This is a genomic window from Collinsella sp. AM13-34, from assembly GCF_003473055.1.
Taxonomy (GTDB): Bacteria; Actinomycetota; Coriobacteriia; order Coriobacteriales; family Coriobacteriaceae; genus Collinsella.
Genome location: NZ_QRLE01000020.1, coordinates 1 through 18,415, shown reverse-complemented (window position 1 = coordinate 18,415; position 18,415 = coordinate 1). Strand labels below are relative to the sequence as shown.

The 18,415-nt window shown below is 61.7% G+C and carries 15 protein-coding genes and 1 tRNA gene; 11 read left to right on the top strand and 5 right to left on the bottom strand.

Features of this window, described 5'->3' with window-relative positions; translation table 11 throughout:
• Window positions 1-299: 299 nt before the first annotated feature.
• Window positions 300-1,874, bottom strand: coding sequence for a lipopolysaccharide biosynthesis protein (locus tag DW151_RS08390; protein ID WP_233543375.1), 1,575 nt, complete (start codon window positions 1,872-1,874; stop codon window positions 300-302).
• A 352-nt stretch (window positions 1,875-2,226) separates the two neighbouring features.
• On the opposite strand from DW151_RS08390, the gene pckA reads away from it, so the two are divergent.
• The 5 genes from pckA (at window position 2,227) to DW151_RS08365 (ending at window position 6,837) form a co-directional block, all read left to right on the top strand.
• Complete coding sequence (gene pckA, locus DW151_RS08385) at window positions 2,227-3,897, top strand: phosphoenolpyruvate carboxykinase (ATP) (protein ID WP_199579929.1); 1,671 nt, start codon at window positions 2,227-2,229, stop codon at window positions 3,895-3,897.
• A gap of 224 nt (window positions 3,898-4,121) precedes the next feature.
• Window positions 4,122-4,841 carry a B3/4 domain-containing protein gene (locus DW151_RS08380; protein ID WP_117803081.1) on the top strand — a complete coding sequence of 240 codons (720 nt, stop codon included), beginning with the start codon at window positions 4,122-4,124 and terminating at the stop codon, window positions 4,839-4,841.
• Window positions 4,842-5,013: 172 nt separating this feature from the next.
• The gene (locus DW151_RS08375) at window positions 5,014-5,463 is read left to right on the top strand and encodes a MarR family winged helix-turn-helix transcriptional regulator (protein WP_022093866.1); all 450 of its coding nucleotides are present in this window, start codon (window positions 5,014-5,016) and stop codon (window positions 5,461-5,463) included.
• A 119-nt stretch (window positions 5,464-5,582) separates the two neighbouring features.
• Window positions 5,583-6,437, top strand: coding sequence for a DegV family protein (locus DW151_RS08370; RefSeq protein WP_117641033.1), 855 nt, complete (start codon window positions 5,583-5,585; stop codon window positions 6,435-6,437).
• A gap of 79 nt (window positions 6,438-6,516) precedes the next feature.
• Window positions 6,517-6,837, top strand: a complete 321-nt coding sequence (locus DW151_RS08365) for an MGMT family protein (protein WP_118335357.1) — start codon at window positions 6,517-6,519, stop codon at window positions 6,835-6,837.
• 331 nt (window positions 6,838-7,168) lie between these two features.
• On the opposite strand, the gene trpS is transcribed toward DW151_RS08365, so the two are convergent.
• Both trpS and DW151_RS08355 read right to left on the bottom strand, forming a co-directional pair.
• Window positions 7,169-8,218, bottom strand: a complete 1,050-nt coding sequence (gene trpS, locus DW151_RS08360; RefSeq protein WP_118335355.1) for a tryptophan--tRNA ligase — start codon at window positions 8,216-8,218, stop codon at window positions 7,169-7,171.
• A gap of 161 nt (window positions 8,219-8,379) precedes the next feature.
• Window positions 8,380-9,579: an MraY family glycosyltransferase gene (locus DW151_RS08355; RefSeq protein WP_118335353.1), complete on the bottom strand. Its 1,200-nt coding sequence runs from the start codon at window positions 9,577-9,579 to the stop codon at window positions 8,380-8,382.
• Window positions 9,580-10,103: 524 nt separating this feature from the next.
• Here DW151_RS08355 and DW151_RS08350 point away from each other — a divergent pair.
• The 5 genes from DW151_RS08350 to proB all read left to right on the top strand — a co-directional run bounded on the left by DW151_RS08350 (window position 10,104) and on the right by proB (window position 14,625).
• Window positions 10,104-11,042: a radical SAM protein gene (locus tag DW151_RS08350; protein ID WP_117735601.1), complete on the top strand. Its 939-nt coding sequence runs from the start codon at window positions 10,104-10,106 to the stop codon at window positions 11,040-11,042.
• 193 nt (window positions 11,043-11,235) lie between these two features.
• Window positions 11,236-11,308, top strand: a tRNA-Ala gene (locus DW151_RS08345).
• A 64-nt stretch (window positions 11,309-11,372) separates the two neighbouring features.
• Complete coding sequence (locus tag DW151_RS08340) at window positions 11,373-11,831, top strand: hypothetical protein (protein ID WP_055252324.1); 459 nt, start codon at window positions 11,373-11,375, stop codon at window positions 11,829-11,831.
• Window positions 11,832-11,912: 81 nt separating this feature from the next.
• The gene (locus tag DW151_RS08335; RefSeq protein ID WP_118335352.1) at window positions 11,913-13,418 is read left to right on the top strand and encodes a nicotinate phosphoribosyltransferase; all 1,506 of its coding nucleotides are present in this window, start codon (window positions 11,913-11,915) and stop codon (window positions 13,416-13,418) included.
• A gap of 79 nt (window positions 13,419-13,497) precedes the next feature.
• A complete protein-coding gene (gene proB / locus DW151_RS08330) occupies window positions 13,498-14,625 on the top strand; it encodes a glutamate 5-kinase (RefSeq protein ID WP_118335350.1) in 1,128 nt (375 codons plus the stop codon).
• Window positions 14,626-14,823: 198 nt separating this feature from the next.
• Here proB and DW151_RS08325 read toward each other — a convergent pair whose 3' ends face one another.
• Window positions 14,824-16,242 carry an alpha/beta fold hydrolase gene (locus tag DW151_RS08325; protein ID WP_118335349.1) on the bottom strand — a complete coding sequence of 473 codons (1,419 nt, stop codon included), beginning with the start codon at window positions 16,240-16,242 and terminating at the stop codon, window positions 14,824-14,826.
• A 112-nt stretch (window positions 16,243-16,354) separates the two neighbouring features.
• On the opposite strand from DW151_RS08325, the gene DW151_RS08320 reads away from it, so the two are divergent.
• Window positions 16,355-17,641, top strand: a complete 1,287-nt coding sequence (locus tag DW151_RS08320; RefSeq protein WP_118335347.1) for a glutamate-5-semialdehyde dehydrogenase — start codon at window positions 16,355-16,357, stop codon at window positions 17,639-17,641.
• Between the two features lie 71 nt (window positions 17,642-17,712).
• Here DW151_RS08320 and DW151_RS08315 read toward each other — a convergent pair whose 3' ends face one another.
• Complete coding sequence (locus tag DW151_RS08315; RefSeq protein WP_117648366.1) at window positions 17,713-18,312, bottom strand: HD domain-containing protein; 600 nt, start codon at window positions 18,310-18,312, stop codon at window positions 17,713-17,715.
• Window positions 18,313-18,415: the final 103 nt, after the last annotated feature.

The window sequence follows — 18,415 nt, the reverse complement described above, 5'->3', positions numbered from 1 at the left end:
AATTTGGGACGGGGCTTTTTTGACTACTCTTGCCCTTCTGCCCGCTAATTGATTTCTCTGGGACGGGGATTAAATAATCATTTGGCTGCCCGCTGGCTAAGTGAGTAGACTTTTTTGGAAATGCCGAGCACCCAACATATTTGCCTCAATAAAACCGCAGGTCACAGACTTGTGCTCTGTCGGTGTGGTCAGGGATTCGGTAAAAATCTACTCACTTAGTTTTACGTAATGCATATTGTCTTCAACGAGACCCCAGCCGGGGCGATTCCATCGCAAATTCCGGTGACCGGGGCAGCTAATTAGGCGCCGTAGGGGTTGCGGTCGCGCTCGATGCGCTGGCGGATGTGGGCGTACTCGATTATCAGCAGCACCAGGAGTAGGGCCATGATGGCTAGGTAGCTCACCACGGCGCCCATCAGACCCAGCAGCTTAATCAGGATCACCGGCAGCACCACGCTTACGGCGAAGCAGATCAGGTAGATCTTGGTGACATCGCCGGCGTGGCGCAACACCGTGATGATGGCGTAGATAAAGTCGATTGCCGCGGTGACGCCGCCGGCGACAACCATTAGCAGTGCCAGCGTGCGGTAGCGCTCAAAGTTGAGGCCGTACATAAAGCTCATGATGGGGATGCCGGGGCCTGCCATAAATGCGGCGCACGCTCCGGTAATGACCACGATCAGTGCCATAACGGCAACAATAATCAAGTCAAAGCGGCGACGCTTGCGCGGATTCGCCCAAAAGCTCGACAGACGTAGGAGCTGCGGTTTATAGATAAATCCAATGCTCAACAAAATAGCCTGCGCTGGAAAGAACAGTGCATTAAAGTACAGCTGGTATTTGTAGGCCAGTGTACCTTCCATCACGAACTTGGGCATGCTCTCGATGAGGTTGAACAGGAACAGCGCACCAAAGAGCGGGGCGCACTGGATAAACAGGTGACCAGCCTCGCGCAGACTCATACGGCGTGATTTTTCGGTTTCGAGCAGGGCGAGCGGGGCGGTGACCAGCACGAGCGAGGCAATCGCGGCGATGCCCATGGCCATGGCGGCGATGGGCATGCTGCGCGTGAGGAACAGTGCCACGCTAAAGACCGCGATGACGCCGACGGATCGTAGCGTTTGGCTCATGCCGGCCAGGTAGAGTTTGTCGGCCTGCTGCAGGCGGCCCTCGTACACGTCGGCAATGCCGTCGATCACCTTATACAGGTAGACGCCCAGGCCGATTGTGGCCATCTGCGCATCGTGGCCGCGGGCGCTGCTGTATACCAGGCCGCATGCCAGCGCGAGCGCTCCGCAGATCCAGCGGTTGAGCTGGTAAGAGGCAAAGGACGTCTTTTCGTCGATGTCCGAGACCTGGAAATTGCGCACGCCGTAGTTGCACGCGATCATGATGAGCGTGCCGGTGACAAAGGCGATGGAGAATTTGCCAGCCTCCTCGGCGCCCACGAGCTGTGTGGACACGATGGTGAGCAACGGAAACACCATGCCCCACACGGCGGTGCCCAGGGTATTCCAAAGGTAGTCGCGACGGGTGGCGTGATTTTCGTACTCGGCTTCTTGCGTGGAGAAGCCGCCGCCGTAGACGGCTCCGAGCAGGCGGTTCCACCAGGCATTGACCATGCGGTGGATGGGGCCGGGCTGGCGATTGCGCTCGCGGCGACGGCGTGTGGCCTGGCTGCTGTCGGGACCGCCGGCGTTACGCTGGCTTAGCTCTTGGATTCGTGCGAGCTCCTCGGCGGTGTGCGATGCGGGGAACAGGCCGTTCTCGATGCGTCCGCCCTGCCCGTGCGCCCCGTCCGATACGGTGGGGTCGGCGACGCCATTGCGGCGGGCGATGGCGCGGCGAATGCTATCGATGGGCGTGATGCTCAAAGCGGAGTCCTTTCTATTGCTGCGCTCTAGTATAGACGCGACGGTGTTCGTTCGTGTTTTTGAACAGGTTGTTCGATAATTTCGGCGGCGCCATTCAGTAGACGGCACTTAGGGACGTTCCTTATGTGCCGGCACTTTGGGAACGTCCCTAAGTGCCGGCATCCGGGGTCGCTCCTTGGTTGTTGCCTGTTCAAGAGTGTCCCTAACGACTAGGCCGCTTGCGTGCGATTTTTGACCGTTGGGCGGGCGCTTCGCCGTTGCCGCAAAAACGTTTTTGCATATCGGGTACAACGGGCTTTACGTGAGTAAAGTGCGCGTCGTGTCCACGTGTCGCGTTTTTAAAGGAGGCCCCATGCCTGGTGTTACCCCTGCAGATGTTTTGTCCAACTTTGGTATTACGCTGGTCGAAGATCCCGCCGAGAATCAGCCCCGTCTGCTGGTCGATCTACCCGCCGCGGAGCTCGTCGAGCACGCTATCCGCCGCGAAGAAGGCCGCATGGCATCCAACGGCGCGCTGGTGATCGAGACGGGGGAGCGCACTGGCCGCTCGCCTAATGACCGCTTTATCGTTGACACCCCCGATGTTCACGACAAGATTGCCTGGGGTGCCGTCAACCGCCCGCTGTCTGTCGAGAGCTACGAGGCCATCAAGGCCGGCATCGTCGACTATCTCAACGAGCGCGACGTGTTCGTCACTCGCGGTATGGCCGGTGCCGACCGCAACCATACGCGTCGTCTGCTTGTCGCCTGCGAGCGTGCCAGCCAGGCGCTCTTTATTAAGCAGATGCTCGCCCGCCCGCTTGCCCGTGAAATCGCACGCACCGGCGAGCCGGACTTCTGCGTGCTCGCCGCGCCGGGCTACCAGTGCGATCCCGCCATCAAGGGCCTCAACTCCAGCGCCGCCGTGGTCATTAACTTCCAGGAGCGCGTGATTCTGGTCGCCGGCACCGGCTACTCCGGCGAGATCAAAAAGTCCATTTTCAGCGTCATGAATTACCTGCTGCCCGTCGAGGACGACGTGCTGCCCATGCATTGCTCGGCCAGTATGGACCCCGTCACGCATGAGACCGCCGTGTTCTTTGGCCTCTCCGGCACCGGCAAGACCACGCTTTCGGCCAACCCCACGCGCCTGCTGATCGGCGACGACGAACACGGTTGGTCCGACATGGGCATCTTCAACATCGAGGGTGGCTGCTACGCCAAATGCGAGGGCCTGGACGCGTTCCACGAGCCTGAGATCTTCAACGCCGTCCGCTTTGGCGCGATCTGCGAAAACGTGGTGCTCGACGAGAACCGCAAGCCCAACTACGACGACATCTCGATCACGCACAACACGCGCGTGGCATACCCTGTGGAGCACATTCCCAACGCGTGGACCAAGGGCATGGGCACCACTCCAAGCGTCGTGCTCTTCCTGACCTGCGATGCCTTTGGCGTGCTGTCGCCCATCTCGCGCCTGACGGCCGACTCCGCCATGTATCACTTTGTGACGGGCTTTACGGCCAAGATCCCCGGCACCGAGGTCGGCGTCACCGAGCCCACGCCCACGTTCTCTTCGCTGTTTGGCGAGCCGTTTATGCCGCTCGACCCCATGGTCTATGCCAAGATGCTCGGTGAGCGCATCGCCGACGGCCGCACGCGTGTGTACCTGGTCAACACCGGCTGGATCGGCGGCGGCTACGGCGTGGGTCATCGCATCGAGCTTGCCTACACGCGCGCCCTGGTGGCCCGCGCCCTCGACGGTACCATCGAGGACAGCGAGTTCGTGCACGACGACATCTTTAACGTCGACATTCCCACCACGTGCCACGGCGTACCCGACGGCATCCTGGTGCCGCGCCAGTATTGGCAGAGCACCGCTCGCTACGACGAGGCCGCGCACAACTTGGCCGTGATGTTCGAGGAGAACTTCGAGAAGAAGTACTCGCACCTGCCCGAATCCGTCAAGGCCGCCGGTCCGCATGCTCAGGTGCGCGCCGACGCCCGTCATCGCGGCCACGGCCTGCTGGGACTTCGCCACTAGCGTCGCCTCAGACCCAAAACCACCATAAAGGGGACAGGCACCTTTGTGGTGGTTTTACTCGCGCGGATGACTCGGGTTACAATACGCCTGACATATTGCCCCCTTCTCCGGATGGGGGCAGCGTAAGCGCTCTTGTGGCGGCACCGTAGGACTTTGAAGGTGGCCGCTGTAAGAGCGCTTTTTGTTTAGACGCTCGCGTGGGGCGAATCGTGAAGGGAGCACGTATGAAGGGCTTTATTGCCGAGGATTCGTTTTGGGAGCTATTTCCGCAGGCGGCTGTCGGTGTTGTGGTCGTAAAGGGCATGAAGCCCGCGGCTCAGATTCCTCAAGAGGACGTTGATGCGATTGCCGCGTTGCTCGACCGCGCCAATATCGATGCGGAGCGTCACCTGACGAGTGATACCATCAGCGAGAATGCGCCGGTTAAGGCATGGCGCGAGGCATATCGCCTATTCAAGACCAAGAAGGGCGCGCGTTGCTCAATTGAGAACCTGCTCAAGCGCGTGCTCAAAGGAAAGCCGGTGGGCCACATTACGCCCGCGGTGGACATCTACAACACGGTGTCGCTGTCCTACGCGCTGCCCGTAGGCGGCGAGGATTTGCACGCGATTGAGGGAGACCTTTGCCTGAAGGTGACCGACGGTGGCGATTCATTTCTGCCGCTTGGCGAGGAGACAGATGACCCGACGCTGCCCGGCGAGCTCGCCTACATCGATGATGCGGGCGCCGTATGCCGCTGCTGGAACTGGCGCGATGGCGTTCGAACGGCGTTGTCCGATGATTCGGCCGATGCTTTCCTGGCGATTGAGTGCGTGGAGCCCGAGCGGATGGGGGATTGCCAGGCCGCGATCGATCGCTTAGCCGAGCTGCTCGAGCGCTATCTGGGAGCGACGGTTGTCGTTAAAACGCTTGTGACCCGCGACAATCCTTGCGTGGGGCTGTAGCGAAGTCTGCGGATCAAACTCGATGCCCCAAACCACCACAAAGGTGCCTGTCCCCTTTGTGGTGGTTTTTATGTTGATGGGTTAACAAATGGGATATTTGGGTACGGGTGTTGCCTTGTGCGGCTAAGATGTTTACCCGTTAGCATCATGTAAGCGAAAGGCGGTCGTCACCATGCAGCAGAACGACGAGACACGTTTTGAGGACTTTGTCGGACTGATCAGCGGCCTCTACAAGGAGATTCAGCGTATCAAGACGTCCGAAGGCGCAAGGCTGGGCCTCAAGGGCTCCGACGTTATGTGCCTGTACTATCTTGAGCGCAGCAAGGACGGCCTGACTGGCGCCGACCTCGCCCGCATGGCCGGCGTTACCCGTGCCGCCGTTTCGCGCACACTGGCACATCTGGAGGAGGGCGGCTACGTCGAGGTTGACGACTCGGGTGATGCGGCCGTCAAGTATCGTGCTCCGGTGCGCCTGACTGCCCTGGGCGGCGAGAGCATGAGCGAGGCCGATCGCATCATTCGCGAGGTGCTCGATACCACCGGCAAGGCCATGGGCGTGGAGCAGCGCGAGCAGATGTATGCATCGCTGCGTACGATTCTCAACACCCTGCGTGAGATCTAAGGCCGCCAAGGCATTTGCTTCCCATTAAAAACTGCATAGTCCCGTTTGGGCGCGTATGCCGTGCCGGGGCATTGCTGTCAAAATTCCCTGCGCGGGACCTGCGCAAGAAAGGATTCGTTATGTCCGTCCGCATTATTACCGATTCCGCAAGCGATATGTCGCCGGCGGAGCACCCCGCTCTGCGTGTTCTGCCGCTGTCCGTCACCTTTGGCACCGATGTGTATATGGATGGCGTCGACATCGATCACCAGCGCTTTTACGAGATGCTTGTGGAGCGCGATGAGCTGCCCAAGACCGGTCAGGTCAACCCGTACGCCTTTTCGCAGGCGATTGCCGAAGCGCGTGAGGCCGGCGATGAGGCCGTGATTATTACCGTGGGCGCCAAGCTCTCGGGCACCAACCAGAGTGCTCGTACGGCACTTGCCGAGGCGCCGGGCGGCGACATGTTCGTCGTGGACAGCAATAACGTGACCTTGGGCGAGCGCGTGCTGGTCGAGTATGCGCTGCGCCTGGTGGACGAGGGCCAGGGCGCGGCTCAGGTTGCGGCGGCTGTCGAGGCCGTGCGCGACCGCGTGGTCGTCATCGGCCTGCTCGAGACGCTGGAGTACCTGGTGCGCGGCGGTCGCCTGTCTGCTGCGGCCGGTGCCGTGGGTACGCTGCTCAACGTAAAGCCCGTGGTGGCTGCCGAGGACGGTCTGATCGTGCAGCTGGGCAAGGCGCGCGGTTCCAAGAACGGACGTAACCTGCTCAACCAGAAGGTCGAAAAGGCGGGCGGCATCGACTTTTCCATGCCGCTGGCGCTCGGCTATACGGGCCTTTCGGATGCGGTGCTCAAGAAGTATATCGAGGACAGCGCGGCACTGTGGGCTGGCCACACCGAGGGCGAACTGCCCGTTCACACCATCGGCGCCACCATCGGCACCCATGTAGGCCCCGGCGCCGTAGCCGTAGCCTTCTTCCAGCCCGTTAACTAGCCCACCTGCCAAAACCACCACAAAGGGGACAGGCACCTTTGTGGTGGTTTATGCTATTCCGGGTGGAAGGGAGCGAGCAATGGCGTCTGAGGGCTTTTTTGAGCGGGTGTACGAGGTGGTCGAGCAGATTCCCGAGGGGATGGTCGCCACGTATGGTCAGGTGGCGCTGCTTGCTGGACGTCCACGAAGTGCGCGGTACGTGGGGTATTCCCTGCATGGCAATCCGCGCCCCGGCGAGATTCCCTGTCACCGCGTGGTGTTTGCCGATGGCCGCATATGCGATGGTTTTGCTTTTGGCGGTCCCGATGCTCAACGTGAGCTTTTGCTAGGGGAGGGTGTGGCGTTTAAGGACGACATGCACGTCGACTTGGCCGCCTGTCGCTGGCCTGCAGGGCTCTAGCGGCTCTGCCGTGGCTTAAACCACCACAAAGGTGCCTATCCCCTTTGTGGTGGTTTTGGCAGGTTTACCGAGGTTAACTTATGGAGAAGGTATGGCGGCGCGGTTTGTCGCAGCAAAGTAAACCACGGTGAACTATATTGTTTTCAGCAACGGAGCAGGCAATAGGCGATGAAAAAGCCTGCCCTGTTGAGTTTGATTCGCATTCCTCCCCTCTGTGCGATTCAACGGTGTACTTCGGGAACAGGCCCGCTGGCAACTATCTGCCAGCGGGCCTGTTCCTGTTTCGGTGAGGATTCAGCCTCACCGTCTATGTTGTGCGAAGGCGCTTTGCCTAGTACACCATGCCCATGGCGTCCTGAACCTCGGCCAGGGTCTGCTCGGCAATCTCGTTGGCGCGACGGTTGCCCTCGTGCAGCACGTCCTTCACATAGTCCAGATCGTACTCATAGCGCTGACGACGCTCGCGGATCGGCGCGAAGTACTCGTTGACGGCCTCGGTCACGTACTTCTTGAGCTGGCCGGAGCCGCCCATGCCAATCTCCTCGGCAATCTCGACCTCGGAACGGCCGGTGCAGATGGCGGCGGTTGAAAGCAGGCCGGACACGCCGGGGCGATTCTCGGGATCGAACGTGATCATGCGCTCGGAGTCGGTCTGGCTCTTCTTGATGCGCTTGGCCGTCTCCTCGGCGGTCATCGAGATGTTAATGGCGTTGCCGTAGCTCTTGCTCATCTTGCGCCCGTCCAGGCCGGGCAGCAGCGGGGTCTCGGACAGCAGCGCGTCGACCTCGGGGAACACCTTGCCGTAACGGTTGTTAAAGCGGCGGGCGATGGTGCGGGTGAGCTCGATGTGCGGCAGCTGGTCGCGACCGACGGGCACCACATTGCCCTTGCAGAACAGGATGTCGCAGGCCTGGTGCACCGGGTAGGTGAGCAGAAGGCCGGTGAGCTCGTGGCCCGAGGCCTCCATCTCGGCCTTGACCGTGGGGTTGCGCGCCAGCTCGGCCTCGGAGACCAGCGACAGGAACGGCAGCATGAGCTGGTTTGCGGCGGGTACGGCGGAGTGCGCGTAGATCATGGTCTTGTCGGGGTCGATGCCGCAGGCAAGGTAGTCCATGACCATGTTGTACACGTTGTCCTGGATGTGCTCGGTCGTATCGCGGTCAGTGATGACTTGGTAGTCGGCGATGAGCACGTTGGTCTTGGCGCCCATGTTCTGCAGCTCAACACGGCCCTTGAGGGTGCCGAAGTAGTGACCCAGGTGCAGACGGCCGGTGGGGCGGTCGCCGGTGAGCATGGTGAACTTCTCGGGCGTTTTGGCCAGGCCCTCGCGAATGGCGTTGCTCTTTTGCAGCGCGACTTCGTAGCTGTTCTCGTTTGGCATGATTGCTCCTAACGTATGTTCATGGGTCAAGATGATAACGCGTTTATTGGAGGGTCGGGGCGTAAGTACGCGAGGGGCGGGAGAGCGGCGGCATGTGCGATGGGCGCGGCGTGGCTGCGCGTTTGGCCGGCGGCGCCTGGGCGCAGCCTCGGCAGCTTACCCTAGCGCCTGTGGTGGCGCTCCTCCCTGCGTTCTTCTGCCGCCTGCTCCTCCTGCTTAAAGGCGGGATCGTCGGGGGTGACGAGCTCGTCCTCGTGCGTGCGCTTGTTGTAATGGTGGCGCAGCACGGGCTCAAACAGGTGCAGGTGCTTGGCAAAGGCCGCCGAGCCAATGGCGAGTACGGTAAAGATGAGCACGCGCATGGGCACCTCGACCTGGTTAATCGCGGCGGAGCCGGCCGAAAGCATGATGCACCAGGCGTAGATGAGGAGCACTGCCTGCTTTTGGTTGTAGCCCTCTTGGATCAGGCGGTGGTGGATGTGGCCCTTGTCGGCCTGCCCGATGCTAATGTGGGCGCGCTTGCGGCGCACGATGGCGCTAAACGTGTCGATGATGGGCACGCCGGCAACGATGAGCGGGATGATAAGCGAGGTGAGCGCGGCGGTGCGGCTCACGTTGAGCAGCGAGATGGAGCCCAGTGCAAAGCCCAGAAGCAACGACCCCGAGTCGCCCAAGAAGATGCTTGCGGGGTTGAAGTTGTAGCGCAAAAAGGCCAGGCAAGCGCCAAAGAGCGCAATGGAGAGCGCGGCGGCGTCGATGCGGCCCGAGAGAACGGCCATCGAAAACATGGTGAACGACGCGATGCCGCAGATGCCCGTGGCCAAGCCGTCGAGGCCGTCGATGAGGTTAATGATGTTGGTGAATGCCACCAGATAGATCACGGTGATGGGGTAGGCGAGCCATCCGAGCATGATCTCGCCGGGGGCAAACGGGTTGACGATGACGCCGATCCGTAGGCCGCCGATACAGGCGATAAGCGCGGCGAGGACCTGTCCGGCCAACTTTTGCTTGGGCTTGAGCTGGAAGACGTCGTCGATAGCGCCGGTCGCAAAGATGACGGTAAAAGAAAGCGCAAGTATGGGGTAGCTGATGTGCAGACGGGGGTGGGGCACCAAAACGGGCGGCCAACCCAGGTACCAGGTGCCTAGGATTTGCACAATACAGGCAACGACCAGGCCCAAAAACACCGCCGTTCCGCCCAAACGCGGGATGGGCTTGGTGTTGATGCGGCGCTTAGAAGGATAGTCGACGGCGTCGAGCTTAATTGCCAAGCGCTTGACCAGGGGCACCGTGAGGAAGGTCGTGATGAAGGCCGCTGCTGCCACGCATAGATACGGTATGTAGCTCGGGGATGAAGCCATGAATCTAAAAACCGCCAAGCGTCGAAGGAAAAGGTCAAAGGTTGCTAAGCGCAAAGGGCATAGCCGAACCATGATACTCGACCAAGGGGGGTGCATGGAATTGCACGCAGCGATAATCACGCGCTTACCAGATATTAGGGTATTGTCGATAGCTTGTCGGGATACCGGCGGGGATCCATATGGGCTGTAATGGTGGTTTTCGGCAAATGAAAACCACCCCCCACGTTACGAAAATGAACCCACCTAAAACAGGTGGGTGCCCTCATCGACTGTTCCAGCGTCCTTAACAACGAAGGATACCTGTACTAGGTACGACTGTGTGGGCTCCCTAAATAAACGCGACGGTTCACCCAGTTGCTCCGCGGGGGGCGGAATACCTACATCATAAAGCGGCACTTTGTCGATTCCAGTCTTGACATTATAAAAATCGTGTCGGACGATTACGGCGCCTTGGGCTCGAGCCGTCTGTGCGGTTGGTCCCTTTACGTTTGAGCTGCTGAATCATTGTTTTGGAGCATGTTTTTATGCCGACGTCGTTGACCGAACTTTTTTCGCCCGCCTGCCATTTGTGTCCGCGCCGTTGCGGTGCGGCGCGCGACGAGGGCGCGCGTGGCGTGTGCGGCGCCGACAACACGCTTAAGGTCGCCCGCGCGGCGCTCCATATGTGGGAGGAGCCGCCCATTTCGGGCGAGGCCGGCTCGGGTACGATTTTCTTTAGCGGCTGTTCGCTCAAATGTATCTACTGCCAAAACCACGAGATCTCGACGGGCAATTTCGGTCTTGAGATTTCGCCCGAGCGTTTGGTCGAGATTATGCTGGAGCTGCAGGACCAGAGCGCCAATAACATCAACCTGGTGACGGCGACGCACTATGCGCACCTGTTGCCTGCCGCGATTGCCGCGGCACGGACGCGCGGGTTGGTCATCCCAATTGTCTACAACACGAGTGGTTACGAGCGCGCGAGTGCCGTGGCGGCGCTGGGCGACCTGGTCGACGTGTGGCTTACGGACTTTAAATATGCCGATGCCGGGCTTGCGCAGTCGCTCTCCCACATTAAGGACTACCCGCGTGTGGCCGTGTCGGGCTTAGCGCAGATGGCACGCGAGATCGAGCGCCGCGGGGGAGAGCTAGTGGACGAGAATGGGCTCATGAAGCGCGGCATGATCGTGCGCCACCTGGTGCTGCCGGGGCATGCGGATGACTCGTGCCGCGTGCTAGACCTTGTGTGGCAGACGGTGGGCGACGTGCCGATCTCGGTCATGAACCAGTACACGCCCAATGCGCTCATGCGCGAACAAGGCGGCGACTTGGCGCGCGCCGTGACGCGCGAGGAGTATGAGCAGGTGCTCGACCATGCCGACGACCTGGGCTTTACGACGATGTTCTGGCAAGAGGGCGGCGCGGTAGACGAGAGCTTCACCCCAGCCTTCGATACCACCGGCGTCCTTACCAGCACAAAGTAACGCATTCGCCGATGATTTTTCTGGGACGGGGATTAAAAAATCATTCGGTACACAATGTTTTTTAATCCCCGTCCCAGAAAAATCATCGAGAGGATCGCCTGCTCGAAAAGTTGTCAAAATAGCCGCGCCCCAAAAAGACTGATTATTGGGCGTTGACAGTTGGCGAGCCGTAGGTAAAATATCGACTTGTCCTGGGGACGTAGCTCAGTTGGGAGAGCGCTGCCGTCGCATGGCAGAGGCCGAGGGTTCGACTCCCTTCGTCTCCACCCTTGGATTTGATAAGCCGCTGACATTGTGTCGGCGGCTTTTTTTAAAAGAAAGGGCTGTACCATGGCCGAGCTTGAGTCCCAACCACTGTCTGCCGAGGAACGCGCCGAGTTGGAAGAGCTCCGCGCCGAGAAAGCTCGTCGCGAGGCCCAGGAAGAGGCACGCCGCGAGCGTGAGGAGTTGGCCGCCCTGCGTGCCGAGCGCGAGAAGGCCGAGGAGGCCGCTGCGAAGGTTGCATCCGAGCCCAAGCCCGCGCCCGCACCCAAGCCCGCTGCTGCGAAGCCTGCACCTGCCGCGCCCAAACCTCAGCCTAAAAAGGCCGCTCGTCCCAAGTCCGTCGATCCCAAGCCGAGCCGTGACGAGATGAGCTTTGCCCAGCGCATGGTTACCTCCAAGGAGCCTGCGGGTGAGAACGAGATCCCCGGTATGGCGCCGGCTCAAAAAATCATCATTGTCCTTGCCCTCATCGCGTTTGTCATCTTTATGGGCTACACGATCCTGACCAGCATGGGCCTGCTTTAGCCTGTTCGCGCTGGGCTCCATGCCCGCACGCCCGCCTCGCCAACCCTCAACCTCTGCACAACGCATCCGAAAGGTCGCCCCATGGCTTTGACCGACATCTCGCATCCCACCGACATTGCAATGCTCACTGATCTGTACGAACTCACTATGGCCCAGGGCCTGTGGGAGAGCGGCAAGGCCAATGAGCAGGGTTGCTTTACGGCGTTTTACCGCGACCATCCCTTCGGCAGCGCGTATGCCGTCATGTGCGGCACCGCCGAGCTGCCCGAGCTTGTCGAGAACCTGCGCTTTACGCCCGAGGACATCGACTATCTAGCTTCGCTCCAGGCTCCGGCCGGCGGCTCGATGTTTAAGCCCGCATTCCTCGACTACCTGCGCAACTTCCGCGCGCATGTGAACATTGACGCCGTGCCCGAGGGCGAGCTCGTCTTTCCGCGCGAGCCCATGGTGCGCGTCACCGGCCCCGCGCTGGAGTGCCAGCTGCTCGAAACGGCGTTGCTCAACATTGTCGGCTTCCAGACGCTTGTCGCTACCAAGACGGCGCGCGTGGTGCTGGCGGCGGACGGCCGTCCCGTTGCCGAGTTTGGCCTGCGCCGCGCCCAGGGTCCCGATGGCGGGCTGGCCGTCGCGCGCGCGAGCTACGTTGCCGGCTGCTCCTCTACATCCAATGTGCTCGCCGGCCGCCGCTACGGTATTCCCGTCTTTGGCACTCATGCGCACAGCTGGGTGATGAGCTTCGATTCCGAGCTCGAGGCATTCCGGGCTTTTGCTAAGTCGAGTCCCAAGAACTGCACGCTGCTCATCGACACCTACGACGTACGTGAGGGCTGCGAGCATGCCATTACGGTTGCCAAGGAGATGGAGGCGGTGGGCGAGCGTCTGTCGGCTATTCGCATCGACTCCGGCGACCTCGCCAAGCTCTCCAAGTATGTGCGCGGCCGTTTTGATGCCGAGGGCCTGCCCTATGTGGGGATCTCGGTTTCTAACGATCTGGATGAGTACACGATTCAGTCGCTGCTCGACCAGGGCGCGCCCATCGATAGCTTTGGCGTGGGTACCAAGCTTGCGACCTGCTATGACCAGCCGGCGCTGGGCGGCGTGTACAAGCTTTCCGCCCGCCGTGCGAGCGAGGCAGATCCATGGACGCCGGTGGTCAAGCTCTCTGAGCAGCCATACAAGCGCACGATCCCGGGTGTGCAACGCGTGCGCCGTTATTACGACGGCTTTGGCGGCCCGGTCTGCGACATGATCTACGACGAGGACCATCTGGCGGGGGAGGGCGCCGCGCGCGGCAATACCCTTGTGGCCGTGAACGATGCCGCCCTGGTGACCGACGTGTCCGAACTCGAGTATCGCGAGCTGCTGGTGCCGATTGTGCGCGATGGCAGTGCGGTGGCTCCGCGTGAGAGCATCCAGGACGCGCGCGAGCGCTGTGCTTGGGCGCTCGACCATCTGGACGCAGCTTTCAAGCGCTTCCTGTACCCGCAGACCTATGTGGTGGGTATGGAGCAGGGCCTGGCTCAGGTGCGCGACGAGCTCGTGCGTAAGAACATGGCCGCGGCCTCTGCCTTTCCCTGGGCTCACTAATTCCTTGGGCGGTAGGGGCGAGTCACGCTTTCCTGGCCGCCAGCTCGGCCGTTCGCTGAACAGTTGATTGGTTTGACGTATGACGACTTCTTATAAAACGATGGTGGTAAAGATCGGTTCGTCCACGGTGGTGGGCGCCGACGGCAAGGTCAACCGCGCCTTTATCGGCGGGCTTGCCGATCAGGCCGCAGCGCTGCGCGAGCTTGGCTGGCGCCTGGTCGTGGTGAGCTCGGGCGCCATTGCCTGCGGCTATCCCGTGCTGGGCTTCGACCGTAAGCCGGTCGGTGACCTGCCGAGCCTGCAGGCCTGCGCCTCGGCTGGTCAGTGCATCATCTCGTCGGCCTATGACGAGGAGTTCCATGCGCGCGACCTGCTCACCTCGCTCGTGCTGCTCACGCGCCACGACACGGCGCGCCGCACGTCCTACCTGCACGCGCGCGACGCCCTGCTGCGCCTTGTGGAGCTGGGTGTGGTGCCGGTCGTCAACGAGAACGATACCGTCACCGTCGATGAGATCAAGTTTGGCGACAACGACACGCTGGCGGCGCTTGTGAGCTGTCTGGTTTCCGCCGATCTGTGCGTGACGCTCTCGGACATCGATGGCCTCTATACCGCCAATCCGCACGAGGACCCCACGGCCGAGTTCGTCCCGGTCGTGCATAAGATCGACGCCAAGATCATCGCCTCGGCGGGCGATTCTTCCACATCGGTGGGCACGGGCGGCATGATCACCAAGATCCGCGCGAGCCGCATTCTCATGACGGCGGGCATTCAGAGCGTGATTTGCTCGGGCGAGGAGCCCGATGCGCTCGTGCGTCTGGCCCGCGGCGAGAGCGTGGGTACGCTGTTCGATCCGCCGGCGGAGCGCCTGGACATTGCGCCGCGCAAGCTGTGGATCGCGCTGGGTGACAAGGCACATGGCTCGGTGACGGTCGATGATGGTGCTGCGAAGGCGCTGGTAAGCCGTGGCTCTTCCTTGCTTACGGTGGGTATTCGCGAGGTCGATGGCGTGTTTTCCGAGGGCGATGTGCTCGACGTGTGCGACCCGAGCGGTATGGTCGTCGCCCGCGGTATCGCCGAGGCCGATTCGGACGTGCTGGAGCTTGCCGCCGGCCGCCGCCAGGACCAGATCGCCAGCAACCGCCTGCTCGCTAACCTGGCCGAGAAGCCCGCGATCCATCGAGATAATCTGATCGTCTTCGCCTAACCAATTGACGCTGCAAACGCCCCTAAGCGGCAATCTGACGTTCAATCGTCGGGCATGACCAAAAGGTCAATGCCCTCCTCTTTCACGTCACCTTGATCGCTTAGGGGCGTTTTCGCTTTCCGTCCTCTACCTGCGGCGTTGTCGTCGGCGGCACTTCGGGACGTTCCTTTTGTGCCGGCAGGTGGGGACACTCCTTTGCTAGAAGATCCGGCGCAGGTCTCCTCGGTTGAGGGCTTCGTCGAAGAGGCATTTGAACACCACGCTGCCGTGCAGGCCGTCGTGCTCGAACTCGTTCGTCACCCAGGCATGCGAGTTGCCCACGCGGCTGAGCGTATCGAGCTGCAGGCCCGAATCGACGTACATGTCGTCGAAATACACCGCGGCCTGGAGCGGCACCTCGTTGCAGGCCAGGCGTTGCGGGTCGTAGATCTTGTCCCAGCTGGTGTCTTCCATCAGCAGGTCCATGGCGGGTTTAAACGGCTTAAGCTCGGGCATCTGCTCAAACATCCACGGGAACATGGCCTCGCCGCTAAACATGAGCGGGCGCGCGAGGGTGTCGAACTCGGCACGGTGTGCCTTCTCCTCTGCCGCGGCCCAGCGAATGGGCATGGTATCGCCGTCGGCGTAGATGAACTCCTGAAGCGTCCAGTACAGCGGATTCGTGCGCGTGTTGGTGCGCTCGAAGGCACGCATCAAAAAGCTGTCAGATATCGAGACGCCGCAGGTCAGCGTGCCGTCGCCGTCAACAAAAGCGTGATCGATAATCCAATGCATGCGCTCAAAGCTCGGCTTCATGCCAAAGTCGCTGCCCATGAGCTGTAGGCGCTCGACCGTCATCGGCGAGCCGTCGGGCAGCACGGGCTTCTGAGCCTCGAGCGCATCGGCAAGAGCCGCCACGCGCTCGACGTCGGCGGGGTAGCGGTCGTAATACTGCTGTGTCTTGGCAGCCATGCGCGGGAAGGTGTGCGCGTAGACCTCGCTTGCGCTCGCCGGCACGTGGGGGATGCCGCCGCAGGTAAAGCTTGCCGCCACGCCCTCGGGGAAGAGCGACAGATAGCTCAACGTCAAAAAGCCGCCGTAGCTCTGCCCGAGTGTGACCCAGGGCTTGCCGCCAAAGCCCACCAGGCGCAGGTACTCAAAATCGCGCACGATGGAGCTGGCGAGGTGGCGCTTGAGGAAGTCCGCCTGCGAGCGGGCCGCATCGGCGCCGGCTGCCTCGGCGCGATCGCCCAAGGTGGCAATCGTGCGTCCGTCCACGCAGCTACTGCGTCCGGTGCCGCGCTGGTCGGGCAGGACCACGCGGAAGTGCTTGACGGCCTCCTCGATCCAGCCATCGCTTGTGGGTGACAGCGGACGCGGGCTCTCGCCGCCGGGGCCGCCCTGCAAAAACAGAAGCAGCGGCAGATCGTCGTTGATGCGGTCGGGCGCGCAAACCACGCGGTAGAAGAGCTTGATGCTCTCGGGCGCGCCGGCGATTGGTGCCGGCATAGCGCCGCGGCGCATGGTGCTGCCGACGGCCAGGAGCATTGGCTCCAGGCCGCGCCAGTCGAGGGGGACGTCGATGCTGTGGTCCTCGACATACAGGCCGGGGACGTGGTACGAAGTAATGAGGGCCATGTGAGTCTTCCGTTCGTTGCGGTGTTTCGGGTTGACCAATTCTACCGCCGCGGGCGAGGCCATGCGCAAATCGGCTACCATGGTTGCAAACTTCTAGGAGAAAGGGCCGTCCATGTCGGTCGATATAGCCACGTATGTCCACGATCTTGCCGTTGCCGCTAAGGCAGCGTCGGCCTCGCTTGCCACGGCGAGCGACGAGCAGCGCCAGGAGGCCGTGCGCGCCATGGCCGCAGCACTGCGCAACGGTATCGACTCCATCGTCGCCGCCAACGAGCTCGATATGTCCGCTGCGCGTGATGCGGGCACCTCGGTCGGATTGCTCGATCGTCTGCTGCTGACGCCCGAGCGCGTCGAGGGCATGGCCGCCGGCCTGGAGAAGCTCGCCGAGCTGCCCGATCCCGTGGGCCGCGTGCTCGATCACCGTGTGCTTGCGAGTGGCGTGGACCTTACGCGCGTGAGTGTGCCGCTGGGCCTGGTTGCCATGGTCTACGAGGCGCGCCCCAACGTGACGGCCGATGCCGCGGGCATCTGCATCCGCACCGGCAACGCCTGCATCCTGCGCGGCGGTTCGCTGGCCTATCACTCGTGCGCCATGATTGCCGAGCTGCTGGCCGATGCGCTTGAGGCCCAGGGTTTCCCGCGCGAGGCCGTCTCGATGATCGAGTCTACCGACCGCGAGGCCACCGGCGAGCTCATGAAGCTCCGCGGTATTGTCGATGTGCTCATTCCGCGTGGCGGTGCGGGCCTGATCCAGCGCTGCGTGCGCGAGTCGCTTGTGCCGGTGATCGAGACGGGCACAGGCAACTGCCACATCTACGTGCATGAATCCGCCGATTTTGACAAGGCGCTCAACATTATCGTCAACGCTAAGACGCAGCGCGTGGGCGTGTGCAATGCCGCCGAGTCGCTGCTGGTCGACCGTGCCGTGGCGGATTCGTTTTTGCCGGCGGTCGTTGCCGTGCTGCACGACCACGGCGTGCTGATTCACGGCGACGGGGCCACGTGCGCCGCATGCGCTGCCGCCGGGCTTGCCGAGGGCGACGACTATGTTGCCGCGACTGAGGAGGACTGGGGCCGCGAGTATCTGGCGCTCGAGATGAGCGTGAAGGTCGTGGCGAACGAGGACGAAGCCATCGCGCACATCAACCGCTACGGCACCATGCACTCCGAGGCCATCGTTGCCGAGGACGAGGATGCCTGCGAGCGCTTCCTGGACGCGGTCGATGCCTCGGCCGTGTATGCCAACGCCAGCACGCGCTTCACCGACGGCGGCGAGTTTGGCCTGGGCGCCGAGATCGGCATCTCGACCCAAAAGCTCCACGCCCGCGGCCCCTTTGCCGCCGAGGCCCTCACTACCTACAAATACAAGCTCCGCGGCACCGGCCAGGTCCGTCCCTAAACCTGTTGCAAACGAAAAACCACCACAAAGGCTCCTGTCCCCTTTGCGGTGGTTATAGGTGGCGTGGGCGGTTAGGCCTGGAAGGTGTCGCGATCGGGAGCGAAGGATTGCATGGCCGCGATGGTACGGTCGAAGAGCTCGGGAAGCTCCCAGCCCAGCATCTCGGCGCCCTGCGAAATCACGTCACGCGAGCAGCCGGCGGCAAAGCGCTTGTCCTTGAACTTCTTCTTGAGCGACTTGGTCGTAAAGTCCATGACGCTCTTGCTCGGGCGCATGACGACGGCGGCTCCGATCAGGCCGGTGAGCTCGTCGCAGGCGAACAGTATCTTTTCCATCTGCAGTTCGGGCTTGGGCAGCGAGGTGTTGAAATCGGACGTGTGCGTCTGGATGGCGCGAATGAGCTCGGGAGAGGCGCCCTCGCCCTCGAGGATCTCGGCCGCATAGATGGTGTGGTTCATGGGGTCATCCTCATGCTCCTCCCAATCCAGGTCGTGCAGCAGGCCGACGATGCCCCAAAACTCCTCGTTCTCGGGGTCGAACTCGCGCGCAAAGTAGCGCATGGTGCCCTCGACCGTTTCGCCATGGGTGATGTGGAACGGGTCCTTGTTGTGCTCGTTGAGCAGTTCGAACGCACGGTCGCGGGTGATTCCGGCGGTAAGTGGCTCTGCCATAAGAGGCTCCTTGTGCTCGTAGGTATCGCTAAGAATGAATACTACTAGAACGACTAGAACGAAAAAACCACCACAAAGGTGCCTGTGAACTGCCTCCCATTTC

What these genes read in the sequence shown, in the direction of transcription:
- trpS (WP_118335355.1), bottom strand. Translation starts at nt 8,218, where the DNA reads ATGCCAAACGAGAACAGCTACGAAGTCGCGCTGCAAAAGAGCAACGCC.
- DW151_RS08325 (WP_118335349.1), bottom strand. Translation starts at nt 16,242, where the DNA reads ATGGCCCTCATTACTTCGTACCACGTCCCCGGCCTGTATGTCGAGGAC.
- DW151_RS08380 (WP_117803081.1), top strand. Translation starts at nt 4,122, where the DNA reads ATGAAGGGCTTTATTGCCGAGGATTCGTTTTGGGAGCTATTTCCGCAG.
- DW151_RS08355 (WP_118335353.1), bottom strand. Translation starts at nt 9,579, where the DNA reads ATGGCTTCATCCCCGAGCTACATACCGTATCTATGCGTGGCAGCAGCG.
- DW151_RS08340 (WP_055252324.1), top strand. Translation starts at nt 11,373, where the DNA reads ATGGCCGAGCTTGAGTCCCAACCACTGTCTGCCGAGGAACGCGCCGAG.
- DW151_RS08335 (WP_118335352.1), top strand. Translation starts at nt 11,913, where the DNA reads ATGGCTTTGACCGACATCTCGCATCCCACCGACATTGCAATGCTCACT.
- DW151_RS08365 (WP_118335357.1), top strand. Translation starts at nt 6,517, where the DNA reads ATGGCGTCTGAGGGCTTTTTTGAGCGGGTGTACGAGGTGGTCGAGCAG.
- DW151_RS08350 (WP_117735601.1), top strand. Translation starts at nt 10,104, where the DNA reads ATGCCGACGTCGTTGACCGAACTTTTTTCGCCCGCCTGCCATTTGTGT.
- DW151_RS08320 (WP_118335347.1), top strand. Translation starts at nt 16,355, where the DNA reads ATGTCGGTCGATATAGCCACGTATGTCCACGATCTTGCCGTTGCCGCT.
- DW151_RS08375 (WP_022093866.1), top strand. Translation starts at nt 5,014, where the DNA reads ATGCAGCAGAACGACGAGACACGTTTTGAGGACTTTGTCGGACTGATC.
- proB (WP_118335350.1), top strand. Translation starts at nt 13,498, where the DNA reads ATGACGACTTCTTATAAAACGATGGTGGTAAAGATCGGTTCGTCCACG.
- DW151_RS08315 (WP_117648366.1), bottom strand. Translation starts at nt 18,312, where the DNA reads ATGGCAGAGCCACTTACCGCCGGAATCACCCGCGACCGTGCGTTCGAA.
- pckA (WP_199579929.1), top strand. Translation starts at nt 2,227, where the DNA reads ATGCCTGGTGTTACCCCTGCAGATGTTTTGTCCAACTTTGGTATTACG.
- DW151_RS08370 (WP_117641033.1), top strand. Translation starts at nt 5,583, where the DNA reads ATGTCCGTCCGCATTATTACCGATTCCGCAAGCGATATGTCGCCGGCG.